The following is a 12,141-nucleotide window of genomic DNA, read 5'->3' on the forward strand; positions in this document are numbered from 1 at the left end:
CTACTCATCCCACTTCATCAACATCCCATCTACAGCCACCAACCCCCACTGCGGAAACTTCACCAGTAGTTTCTTGATCGCTATCACCAGTGCCGGATCGTCATTCCAACACGAGAGCAAGAAGCCAAAGCCCGGATTCTGCCCTGAATTCGCCGCCACTTTCAGTTTCTGCATACGCTCCGGTCGCATATTTGACCTCGCTACAATCGCCTCATGCGACCACTTTTCAGGATTTGGTACGGGCGCGGCAGAACAACTACCTTCATTACAGTCCCTCACTTCAACACCAGAGACTTGGTTTTCTCCCCGCAAGGAAGCAGAATAACCTTGTTCTACTTGCTCTGGTGTTTGATCAGCGATCGCTGAACTTGAAGAAAATTCATTTTGGGCAGCAGACGAGGCGGAACAAGTACCTTCATGAGAGATTGTAGGTTCAACACCACAATCCTGGTTTTGAGCCAGCAATGAAGCGTAAAAGCTGGGTTGGGTTTGTTCTTCCAAGCCAGTTAAATTTTGAGTCACGGACGCGGCGGAACAAGTATCTTCATGAGGGAATATCGCTTCAACACCACAATCCTGGCTTTCTCCTATCAACAAAGCAGATTCACCCTGTGCAGCATCCACAAGCGCTAGCGATGTACAGTCATTCGCCGTAGGCGAGTCTTCCTCCTTCTCTGACACGCTTTGAACAGACTGAGGCGACGCGACCCCCAAGGGAGCGTGAGCCGTCTCCTCCTCACGCGGATTTTGTGTAAGCGTGTCAGAGATACACATCACAATCTCTTCAAAAGAGATTGTGATGTGTTCCTGAACAGTTCGTGAGGTTTCCTGGAATCCTTGCTCTGACTGAATTTCTCCTAAAATAGACGCTTTGTACAAAGCACGCATTTCTTCGGTGCCAGCATCTTTCTCTGAATCCCCAGCATTTGGTTCTCGTTTTTCAGCATCTGGTTTTGGTGACGCAGAATTGGCTTTCTCCCAAAATTCTTTCATCCGGCTGCCATGCAAATTCTTCACCACCCACTTCACTGTCTCCCGTCCATCCTGTATCGATTTGTCGGGTTTGAAGATGAACAACCCGCTTTCGGAGAGCATTTTCTTTGCACAGATAAAAGTACTGTACCCCAAAGCACTTGTTAGCGGCATCCACCGAGAACCATAAGGGTCAGCCGTCCAGCATTCTTGCCACAATTGCGTTACTGAAGGCTTTTGTTGCGATGCCCACAGCATATCTTCAATCGGGATAATCACATGAAGCCTTTTATATGGGGATTCCTTTTTGCTAGCAGCAGCCTTTTTGGGCTTGGGTCTTGTAGTAGTTGCGGTCATTGCACAATCTCCTGTTTTTGTTGACGCACGAAAATTTCCCCCACTGTGATTGCGGGGCTTGGTAGTTGCATTTATTTGTCTAAAAAGTCACCGATACACTGGAAGCCTATTGAGGTTGCCAGAATCGCAACTCGTCTCGGAAATACCTGTCAGTCTTTTTCGATTCGTTTTGCCAGTGATCCCATGCAACGATTACCTCATCTCCCAAATCCTGAATCACTTCTCCTCTGGCGGCATACAAAGTCCGGTATGGGTCAGCGTGAGCAACGATAGAACCAAGCCCAATCACAGCAGGTTGTTCAGCTTTCTCTAGTGCAGCGATTAACTCTTTCTCTTGCCGTGTCAATTCCGCCAAGTAGTCTTGTTTAATGACCTCGTACTCCTGCGCCACATCCAAATATTCTTGCCAAGTACACCCAGGACTAGACAAAACCTGTCTAATGTCAGCGACCGCTTGGGGAAGTAGTTGTAATTGTTCGGCGCGATATGCGATCGCCTGCGGTGTCGGCTCACTGCCCAAGATTAACGCCGCAGCTTGAAGTGCCTGGGTGTTGTTCATGGCGCTGGCGATCTGCTTCAAAGCCATGCCCATCAAGCGTAAGCATTCGGTGGCATTCTCTTTGGGCGCTTCCTGGGCTAGCGATCGCAAATCAATGGTTTTCTCCAAGGCTTGTTTGACTTGCTTATTCAGGGCTTTGGTTGCTTGAAGAGTCAGAGTATTCCCCCATTCCTGAGCAGGACTTTCTTCAAGGGCGTTCTCTAACTCCTGAATGCGTCGTTGTAACCTTTGGTTCTCAAGTTCTAACTGCCTTAGCCCCTCTAACTCGTCCAGTCGTTGCTGTAATTGGATGTTTTGCTTCTTCTGCTCTTGAAACAGTTTTTGCAAAGCGGTAAGTTGTTCTTGTACTTGTTCTTCAGCCTTAGTTGTAGCTTCTGAGAGTAAACCAACCCTTAATTCTTGCTCCAGCCGTTCCAATTCTTGCTGGTGTTGCTGCTTCAGTTGTGCGATTGCCTCAGAATATTCTTTGGGGTAAGTTCGCTCAGTGGTAAATGACTCAATTGTGCCATTACTCAAATCCGCATTGTTCACCAGTTCTCTATGGCTTTGTTGCATGAAAGAAAAAAATGACATTCCAATCGGTGATTGGAATTGAAATTAGCCTTCAACTTTGTAAGAGTCTGGCTTGCCCAACTGGATCATGCGGTTAAGAGCCGCACATTGTAAAAATAACTCGACAGCCTGATTGTCACGCAAAGCGTCGTCTCAACTTACCACCAAAGATGATTTTGAGTCGAAAGATAGCAGTTTCGGACAACGAACGGCGATGATAGCCGCTTTCTTGTTTCCATTGCTTACGCCCGACTTGGTTCACCCGGCACAGATTTTCATCTCTAGGATGTGGCTGTGCTAAATCGTGTGGTTGTTGGATTTTGGCATTGCTGCGAGGTGGAATTGTCGCTTTTGCTCCTCGTTCGGCAATAGTGTCATAACAGCCAAATGTGTCATAACCACCATCACCACATACTTGCTCTATGGGCTGTTCAATCTGCTCCAATATGTCTGGTAGCACCTCACAATCAGCTACATCATTAGTGGTGACAACCGTACCCAGGATTTCGCCACTTTCGGAGTCAACTCCTAAATGTAACTTGCGCCATGTCCGCCTTTTACCAACCCCATGCGTGCGGACTTTCCATTCACCCTCACCATAAACTTTCACCCCAGTTGAATCCACGACTACATGGACAGCCTTGTTCTTGGGAATTACTGGTAGTTCTACCGATAACTTGCTTAAACGTCTCGATAGGGTAGAGTGATCCGGTACGGCTAGCTCAATCCCCATGAGCATGAACAGCGATTCCAAAAACCCCTCGGCTTGCCGTCCTGGTAAATGAAACACCGATTGAATCGTTCCCATAGTGGCAATCGCCACATCAGAGTAATAATTCGATGCTCCTTTTTTCCCAGTTTTCTGCTGGTTGCGCCACTGCTCTATTATCTCTTCGTTTACCCAGAAGGTTATACTGCCTCGAAGCTTTAATGCTGCATCGTAAGCGTTCCAATTCCTAACTTTGTACTGAGCTTTCGTCTTCATCGTTGGACTAGGCAGTGAGAGAACATAGGCGATAGGTAAAATTTACCATTTTCCCTATTCACGCAACAACGCCGGTGGACTCAAGGATCAGTTTAAGGGTCAGGCTTCGATGCTGCTTTCGTTCCTGATGCACCGCAGGAGTAAAGATTCATTTGCTGGTCTGTACAACCACTTCGCCCATCGTGCCTTTCAGCAATGGTGTGAGGAGGGAATGCCGGGAGAGCCGAAAGATTTTTGTTATGCGGCGATCGCTAGTGTACTCAAAAACTACATCTTCTGCGCTGAGTTCCAGAAGGTCGAAGGTGCGCTGGGTACGTATTGGTTTATTCAGTGGTCTTATCGCAACCCACAGTCTGACTTTGAGAAAGACGCATTGGAAGCTGCTGAAATGATTCGTAGCGGTGCTGAGTCTGGGGCAACACTGGCTTGGGTCACAAACGAAACCTATGAAAGATGGTCTTTAAATGCAGAGATTAGACCTGCATTGCCAGCAGTCTCGGAGGCAGAGGCACGGGCATCGTTACAGCCGTCGAGTCAGGTGGTTGTAACACAGGGTAAGAGAAGGTAAATACCACTATTGATGCGAGTAAGGAGTGCGGGGTTTTGACAAGAATCTTGCCAGCCATACTAAAGGGATAGTAAAACCCGCAACTGTTATGCTGCGAACTATCTCATATAACAGGGCAATTTGTATGCTGCTCCCACTCCTTACCAAATTCAAAATCGTGGAGTAAACACCTAAGCTAACAATTATGCCCAAAGGAGCCAAAATTGCCAAGACTTGAGCAGTTTTAGTTGCTCTACGATATTTTCTCCAGCGCAAAACCAACCAACAGCCAAAGACCGCTCCTATCCACCAGCCTACAAAATAACCAATCGAAGGCGGGATTACGCCTTCTAATTCCGCATTCGGCATTAAGTTTTTGACATAAGTAATTCCTAAATAAACGCCTAAATTCATCAATGCCACTGCCCCAATTACTCCGCCTGCAATTGCTGCTAAATAGCCATTACCTTGATTTTTGTGCAATGTCATTATTCAACTCAAAATTTCGCTCAATCACCTATTGCAATAGACAGTTTAATAACCTTTGAAGTTTCATGTATCTGGGTGAATCTTTTTCAGAGAACCAGAATTTAGCGAAATGATTTTTAGAGGGTGTTTGTCTTGGCTTTTTATTATCCAATGCCGCTATCGGTAGAGGGCTGCTGAGGAATCGACAATAAACTTGTTAGCCGCTTTACTATTTCTTCATTCCTAATACGTTTGTTTTTATAACGGTTTTGTAAACTTTGCAGAATTTGTTTTTCCTGTTCAGAGGTAAACAAAACAGCTAATTTTAGGCAAGATGACTGAAAAACTTGACGCAATTGTGTCCATTCCTGAGAAGAAAGGTTCATTACACAAACAGCGTCTTTAAAATTTCCACCTTCTTCTAAAGAGGCTGCAAACTGATGAAGCTGTATAGGAGTAAGAATTTCCTCAATCTGAAACCTAATTTCATTGTGAAGCTGAATTAACTGTTCTCCTTGCTGTGGAAATATTTCTGTTCCTTCGAGCAAAGGAAATAAATTTGCTAACGGCTGACAAATATCCTTCTGGTTATTAAGTGGAGTAGTCGCTATAGAAAGAACTAATGATTTAGTGACGAGTGAGCTAAATTCAGTTTTCATTAAATACCCTTTTAGTATTTGTTTCTAACAAAACAACGTTATTAAGCTTTTGAAAGCTTGAATCAGTTAATTTTTTCTATCCATGTGCATATATGAAAATCTGCGATATCTCTTTTAAATTATCTTTTTGCGGATAAATTGCTCAGAAGATTACTTATCCTTGGCTGATTCCTTTTTTCTATCGCCTAATACCATTTCACGCACAATCTGATACAGATTTAACCATTGAAAACTTTGCTATATGTAAGTTTTTTAATTACGAATTGTGAATTGGTATAAATCCTGCCACTTTTCAAAAGCTGAGGGATGTATTGGTCAGATTCACTACTTTAACTTGGCAACTTTAATCTAGAACAAGAATGTGAGTAAGTTGTGAAGATTTTTGAAAAACTTATTGCTGCTAGTATTTCACTCCTACAAACGAGCGCATGGTGGCAGGCTCTTGAGGCTTGGCGGCTGGGGAAGAAGGGATAGTACATCCTCCCACTGCTCTGTTCTTGATAGGTGTAGGTTTTTTATGTGGGCATGAGTCGACACTCTCAAACCCAGTTCTAAACATGGTTCAAATCACGAAATTTCGTTCTTAGGTGGAAAATCAGACTATCTAGAACACCAGTCACGAAAAGTTTGATACAGATTTAACCATTGAAAGCTTTGCTGCATCTAAGTCTTTTAATTGCGCTCTTCGCAGCGAAGCGTGAGAGAGCGAGCGTCCGCCGCGAATTGTGAATTGGTATGAGCATGAGGCTGCGGACGAAAGTTTATGAGCAAGCTGATTTTGGGAATAATAGATTGACACTTTGACACTTTGACACTTTAAGCTTAGTACTCTGTCACAGCAGGAAATCAAATGTGTTCGCAAAGATAAATGGTTAAAGGCAGTTGTGCATGAACACCCCTAGAAGACTAAAATTTCTGCAAAGGCTTCAACCAAAAATTTTAGTTTTTACCTTTGGAGCATCTTTGTTCCCAGTTTTGGTTTTAAGTAATGTAATTTGGCAGTTTGTAGAGAAACCACTCATTGAACTAGAAAAAACTCGACTTGACGATCAAGTTTTAGCTTTTCGTGGTTACACATCTGCGACAGAAAAAGGATTACAAAATTTAATTTCTAGCTATGCTAATTGGACTGATTTATACAATGCAGTTCAACAGCCGAATCGGGCATGGATTGAAAAAGAAGTTTCAAATCAACTATTATTTACTACTGATATTGATCTAGTTAAGGTGATTAAGTCCGCAAATGGCGAAATTTTGGGTGAATCTGGCTCTTTAGTCTTAAATCTTCCCGCAGTACAAGCAAAAGTTCGAGATTTAAGTCAGAGGCATAAATTATCTCAAGTGTTAATTGATACAGAATCTCAAGGACTAGTATTATTAGGAAGCTCACCTGTTTCTCGCAGTGATGGAACTGGTGAGCAAAGCGGAACTTTAATTGCAGGACAGTTGATAGATCGAGGCTGGCTGCGTCAATTTTTAAATTATTCGCAACCAACGACTAAACTCGAAATCATATCTTTAGATGGTAAGTTTTCTGTTTCTAGTAGTTCTGCTCAACAACCGGATACCTGGGAACAAGCTAATTTTTCCAGGAACATTCTGCCAACAATTTTCCAAAAACACTCAATCTATCGGATTCAACCAGAAGTAGGATTAAATACAATTTATGCGCCGATATACTCCGGCAACAAGCCGATAGCTATTCTCAAGCTTCAAATTGTGGCTCAATACTTTCAACAAGCCAAGCTAACGCTGACGCGTTTAATTTGGCTAGGGTTAAGTTTAGCAACAGTACTATCAGTATTAATTGCTCATTTACTCGCTCGACAAATTAGTAATCCAATTATTCAACTAGCAAAGCGAAGTAAAACCTTAGCCACAGGTGATTTAACTAGCCCAATTCCGAATATTAAAAGTAGTGACGAAATTGAGCAGTTGGCTAATGCTTACCAGGAAATGGCTAATTCTCTAACAAGCTTAATTAACAATTTAGAACAAAAAGTAATGCAACGGACTCAAGAATTAGAATTAGCTCGTCAAACATTGGAAGAACGAGTCCAACAGCGTACAGTAGAGCTTCTACAAAAAAATCAGGAACTTCAGCTTAAGACTGAACAATTACATACAGCTTTACATAATTTAAAGATGGCTGAATCGCAATTAATTCAAAAAGAAAAAATGTCTTCACTAGGTCATATGGTGGCTGGTATCGCCCACGAAATCAATAATCCAATTAATTTTATCTACGCTAATCTTACTTACATCAAAAACTATAGTCAAGATTTATTGAACCTAATCTTTTTTTACCAACAAAAATATTCAGATCCAGAGATTCAAATCTACATAGAAAAAATTGAACTAGATTACTTAATCAAAGATTTACCTCAAATTATAGTTTCTATGGAAACAGGTGCTACTCGAATTCAAAATATTATTATATCTTTAAAAAATTTTGCTCGTCATGATGAAGCTGAAATTAAGAAAATTAACATCCATGAAGGGATTGATAGTACCTTAGCACTATTACAGCATCGTCTAAATCCTCATCATGATTGTCCGGCTATTCAAGTAATTAAAAACTACGAGTCTTTACCATTACTTGAGTGTTATCCTCAACAAGTAAATCAAGTCTTTATCCAAATTTTATTAAATGCAATAGATGCCCTTGAATCTTCTCAAAAGCAGGTTAATAAACTAATTATTATTCAAACTAAAAATTTAGGAGATAGAGCAGTTATTAAAATTATTGATAATGGGATAGGAATAGAATCTCAAAATATTTCTAAAATATTCGACCCGTTTTTTACTACCAAACCTGTTGGTAAAGGTGTCGGGTTAGGTTTAACTGATTGTTATCAGATTATCCAAAAGCATCATGGAAATATCCAAGTTTTTTCGCAACTAAATCAAAAAACAGAAGTGATGATTGAATTACCATATTTGCTTTCAGAGCTTAGTTATAAGGCTAAAGTTTTTTAAAAAAATGCTAAACACAAACATTAATTTAAAGCATGAATTTCCAAGTTTTTTTGCTAAAATACCGGTTTAGTAATCAGAATAAACTAGCAAACTGCTCAGTAGTATGAGTAAAATGTTGCTGCTTGATATGAAAATTAGAAACAACCGCAGTACGGCAAAAGTCAAAGAGATTTTTGCAACTAACAACATAACGAGCTAGCAAAGTTTGCTATCGACCAATGTGAAATAATGAAGCAAGGGCAGCAATATGTTTGAGAGAGGTTGGCAATTTGCTCTTATTACTCAAACACCATTTTCTGATTCTTCAGTTTTTAAAGAACGAATTAATTCTCGAATTACATCAGTTGCAGGTCTACCTGTCGCCACGCAATATTTTTCAAGTTTTTCTGCTTCAGTTGATGTCAAATTAATTGTAATGCGTTTAACAGCCCATTTTTTATTCATTGTTTAAGAGAGCAGTATTTATTAACAGCTATTTAAATATCACTCACTTAAGCTGTTACTACAATGATATAAATAATGAGATTAAATTTAAGTAATGATGAGGAAAATACTAGTTTTAAAAAGCTTGTATTAAAGAGGTTAAATAGTTTTAAAAGTATGAAGCTTATCTATTTTTTAGCTAAATAATAATGAAGATAATCTAAAAGTCTGTTAAAGTATATGAAGAGAAGAGGAGCTAAATAAGCTACCTTGACGACAGATTTAAGCTTATAGTAAACAATTCGCTGATTTAGCAGAGTCTCCTTGTTTACCTTTGCAATTGCGCTTTCTGTTTTTTACTTTCCAAAACCTCATCAAGTTTGCTATTAGCACTCTCGAAAGAGTGCAATATTTCCGGTGTCAATTTATTAATCTGCACTCTCCCAGCTTGCACATCCAAAATTACATCACCTTTTGAGTGTGCAATCGCCCAATCTTTGCGCTCAGGGTGAAAGCTGACATCATAAATCTTACCCTGGACAAGGGTACTACCATCCGTCTGGTGTTGACCCAAAGTAGAAACGATTTTATGAGCGATTTGGGCAATTCGGTTGACTGTATCTTTTTGCATTGCCTCCATTGCTTGGGGTGACAGCTGTCCTGTAGCCTTGAACTCGTTGGCGATTTGGGCGATTCTTTGTTTGTATGGTTCAGGCTTACCCAAATTATTGGCTGTACGCCACCATGCGCGTAAGTCTTCTATGGTTATCGGTTGAGTCTGTTGGCTGGGGGCAGCTTTGTTTTGCTGCTGAGGCTGTGGCGTTTGGGCTGATGCTTGAGATGATAGTGTACTAACGACTGACTGTGGTGGTTTCAAATGCTTTGGTCGGTCAGGCAGACTACGCACTTTCTCTTGATACTGTTCTTGGGATTCAATCACCTTCCCAAACTTTTGGGTCATCGCCTCAAAAACTGGTTCTGGGATGGACGAGTTAGCCAAGTTAAAAACCGCCAACCCCTTTTTAGTTTCCAGTGGCACATCTTCCCTTAACAGTTGGGCAATCGCTATGTTTTTTTCGTTCAACCACTTGGTGACAGTCTCAACTTTATGATTATCCACAGCCAACTGAGTTAATCCTAATAATTTATCTTCTGGTGTTGCAAAAAGAATAGTTGGTCGCTCTTTGATTTTGTACAAAATCGCCGCAGTTTTTTCGATTGCTCTGTGTTGTTCTTCATTGACTGTCTGTTGACCAAACACCTGAGTATCCTTAACCCAAGTTTCAGGATACTCAATGGTATCCGGGTCAACTTTCACTACCATTATTGTATTGAAGTTGCTTTGTAATGTGACCTGAAGGGGTGTTAATTTTCCAAATTGTAGCACCCCCAAATTTTTAAGAGCTTCTTTATCCTTATTAAAAAATAATACCCCCAACGGTTCCCCATCCAAAAACACTGCATCTTTAATTTGAGATTGGGGTACATCTAAGGTAAGTCTTCTGTATTCCTGGTCATTAAATCTCTGACCTTGATAATCATAAGAATTAGTTTTATCAATCTTTATTAAATTCCCATTCGGTGAGGAGGCAATTGCAAAAGCATTATATTTGTCTGATATGGTAGTCAGTTTTAGGTTCAGTGGATTGCCATCTTTAATGTAATTTACTGCCTGAAGCTGCTTAATCGAATCAGGGTCTAATTCCCCCAATACTTTCCCATCCAATTTGATTTTCACTACCCCTGTTGGTACTGGTACTTTACCAATTGAGAGCGTCACAGGCTCGGAGTGAAACGCTTTATCTGCGTGGGCGAATTTCTTGATTTCTCTGATGGTAAACTCTACTGGTTCTCGCCCTGGCACTTCAACAATGGCTTTGGCAGTCGAAGTTTCTCCTCTCAGAATGTTCGCAATAGCTTTCGTATCAATTGGTAAATGCGCTGTCCTCGGCTCTAACGCCGCAAATTCTTTATATTTGCCATCACTCCCGGCAACGAACACCAATCTCAAACCATGACGATCATGCCCTGGTGGATGGTCACTCGCCCGGATTTGGACAGCGTACTTTTGCTCCTGGTTCCACTGTTGGCCCTTGAACTGGTTTGCTTCACTACCCAGAGTCCCAACTCTTAAATCCGTGAATTGTAACTGCTCCAATCGGGAAATAATCTCGTCGCTAAACGCCGCGAACACAAAGTTGGGAGTTTTTTTCTGAATCGGGCTTTTATCTGATTGTTTATCCTCTAGCTCATCCTGTCTCGCCGCCCCTACACTCCACGCCGCTGCCGCTGCTGATAATCGCTCATGTTCTGGTATACCCGCTCGAAATGCTTGGGCAAACTGATAAGCTTGCTGGAACATTAACTTAGTCTGCCCTCGGCTTAGTTCGGGTTTGAATTCAACAAGTGAGGCTTTGCTTGCCTGAGTCCCTGGCTTGAGTCCATATTCTGACACCGATTGAGGACTCACTGTACCCAACTTACGGTATTGCGGCTGGCCATCATCCCCAATTTCATTATTTATTTGGGCGAGTGCCACTAGTTTTGAGGAACGCTTGTCCGTTTCTAGTTTCAGATTAATGGTCTGTGCTTTCCAGATTAAGGGATGATCGTAGCGAGTCAGGTTTGTGATTTCCAATTTTGACCCTTGCTGCGTTTGGATGATGGCACTAGGGCCTCGTTCACTCTCCCTCCGCCTTTCCATTGCGACTGCGGCATTGAACAAACGGTCGAACTCATACTTGGCAGCGATTGCGCTAAATCTCTGCTGCGGGGTGAATTCAACACCGTTGAATAAATCGTGGAACTGAACTATGGGGCGTGATTCTAGTTGTGAAGAGTGAAAATATTTGTTGGTTTGATTAATAATTAGTTCTACTGGTGAGTAACCGCTTGTTGTAATGCCACTATTTAAATAAGCTGTGGAGGATTTTTTATCTTTAATATAATTAACATCTCGGTACAAATAGCGATTATTTTCTCTAATTAAACCCATATCTGGCTTTTTAGAACTTTTAAATAAATCTACCCCTATTTGGTTTTGATAACAACCCTCCTCAATCATTTTCCTATACAAGGAGCGATTTCTCTCCATCGCCTGCTCAATAATTCCGGGGGTTCTAGTAGCGTTAGCTAAAGCTACAAATTCTTGTATATATGGCTTGTATTCTTCTCTAATTAGTGATGGGCTAATCAAGTAATTCTCAGCTTCTAATAATTTTTGATAATGATGTGATACTTTGTTTAGATATTCAGATTTTTGCTCAGGGGTTCCGTAACTTTTTAGAATTTCAATTTCAGATTCTAATGCCTCCAATGCGGTTACTTGATTGTTAATGACTCCCACACTGATACTATCGCTCATGTGAATGGCGATTTCTTCAAATGGTGGTTGCTTACCATCTATATAAAATGATTGTTTCTTTTCTTTGACAGTAGGAGCGTAAGCATTTTCTCTCTGGTTCCTATACTCAGCTTCTGCTGTAAAGTTAGGATACTTACTTGCGAGTGCTACACCAATACAGTCGCCGTCAAAATCTCGCCCCTGGCGTTGAGATTCGGTTTCGAGGGGTGCTACTTCGCCCTGTTGAAGTCTGGCTAATATGCGTTTATTATCTTCATCGTTGACTACAATAATCCC

8 protein-coding genes and 1 pseudogene are annotated in these 12,141 nt (G+C 41.3%); 2 read left to right on the forward strand and 7 right to left on the reverse strand.

Going from position 1 to position 12,141, the window contains the following annotated elements:
- The 3 genes and pseudogenes from AC5JL8_RS30055 to AC5JL8_RS30065 form a co-directional block, all read right to left on the reverse strand.
- On the reverse strand, positions 1–1,329 hold the full coding sequence (locus tag AC5JL8_RS30055) for a hypothetical protein (RefSeq protein ID WP_495883338.1): 1,329 nt from the start codon (positions 1,327–1,329) through the stop codon (positions 1–3).
- Positions 1,330–1,435: 106 nt separating this feature from the next.
- Complete coding sequence (locus AC5JL8_RS30060; RefSeq protein WP_495883339.1) at positions 1,436–2,461, reverse strand: hypothetical protein; 1,026 nt, start codon at positions 2,459–2,461, stop codon at positions 1,436–1,438.
- A 24-nt stretch (positions 2,462–2,485) separates the two neighbouring features.
- Positions 2,486–3,425, reverse strand: a pseudogene (locus AC5JL8_RS30065) (IS5 family transposase).
- Between the two features lie 109 nt (positions 3,426–3,534).
- On the opposite strand from AC5JL8_RS30065, the gene AC5JL8_RS30070 reads away from it, so the two are divergent.
- Entirely contained in the window at positions 3,535–3,993 is a 459-nt protein-coding gene (locus AC5JL8_RS30070) for a hypothetical protein (RefSeq protein ID WP_495883340.1), read from the forward strand.
- A 6-nt stretch (positions 3,994–3,999) separates the two neighbouring features.
- Here AC5JL8_RS30070 and AC5JL8_RS30075 read toward each other — a convergent pair whose 3' ends face one another.
- Complete coding sequence (locus AC5JL8_RS30075; protein ID WP_495883341.1) at positions 4,000–4,461, reverse strand: hypothetical protein; 462 nt, start codon at positions 4,459–4,461, stop codon at positions 4,000–4,002.
- Between the two features lie 143 nt (positions 4,462–4,604).
- A complete protein-coding gene (locus tag AC5JL8_RS30080) occupies positions 4,605–5,099 on the reverse strand; it encodes a hypothetical protein (RefSeq protein WP_495883342.1) in 495 nt (164 codons plus the stop codon).
- Positions 5,100–5,987: 888 nt separating this feature from the next.
- Between AC5JL8_RS30080 and AC5JL8_RS30085 the strand changes: the two genes are divergently transcribed.
- Positions 5,988–8,078: an ATP-binding protein gene (locus AC5JL8_RS30085; protein ID WP_495883343.1), complete on the forward strand. Its 2,091-nt coding sequence runs from the start codon at positions 5,988–5,990 to the stop codon at positions 8,076–8,078.
- Between the two features lie 282 nt (positions 8,079–8,360).
- On the opposite strand, the gene AC5JL8_RS30090 is transcribed toward AC5JL8_RS30085, so the two are convergent.
- Entirely contained in the window at positions 8,361–8,522 is a 162-nt protein-coding gene (locus AC5JL8_RS30090; protein ID WP_495883344.1) for a ribbon-helix-helix protein, CopG family, read from the reverse strand.
- Between the two features lie 307 nt (positions 8,523–8,829).
- The coding region (locus AC5JL8_RS30095; protein ID WP_495883345.1) for a hypothetical protein at positions 8,830–12,141 on the reverse strand (3,312 nt) is incomplete at its 5' end.

The organism is Mojavia sp. (assembly GCF_059505145.1).

Bases quoted from the DNA above. Each gene is read 5' to 3' on its own strand.
- AC5JL8_RS30080 (WP_495883342.1), bottom strand. From the start codon at position 5,099: ATGAAAACTGAATTTAGCTCACTCGTCACTAAATCATTAGTTCTTTCT.
- AC5JL8_RS30075 (WP_495883341.1), bottom strand. From the start codon at position 4,461: ATGACATTGCACAAAAATCAAGGTAATGGCTATTTAGCAGCAATTGCA.
- AC5JL8_RS30085 (WP_495883343.1), top strand. From the start codon at position 5,988: ATGAACACCCCTAGAAGACTAAAATTTCTGCAAAGGCTTCAACCAAAA.
- AC5JL8_RS30090 (WP_495883344.1), bottom strand. From the start codon at position 8,522: ATGAATAAAAAATGGGCTGTTAAACGCATTACAATTAATTTGACATCA.
- AC5JL8_RS30060 (WP_495883339.1), bottom strand. From the start codon at position 2,461: ATGTCATTTTTTTCTTTCATGCAACAAAGCCATAGAGAACTGGTGAAC.
- AC5JL8_RS30070 (WP_495883340.1), top strand. From the start codon at position 3,535: ATGCTGCTTTCGTTCCTGATGCACCGCAGGAGTAAAGATTCATTTGCT.
- AC5JL8_RS30055 (WP_495883338.1), bottom strand. From the start codon at position 1,329: ATGACCGCAACTACTACAAGACCCAAGCCCAAAAAGGCTGCTGCTAGC.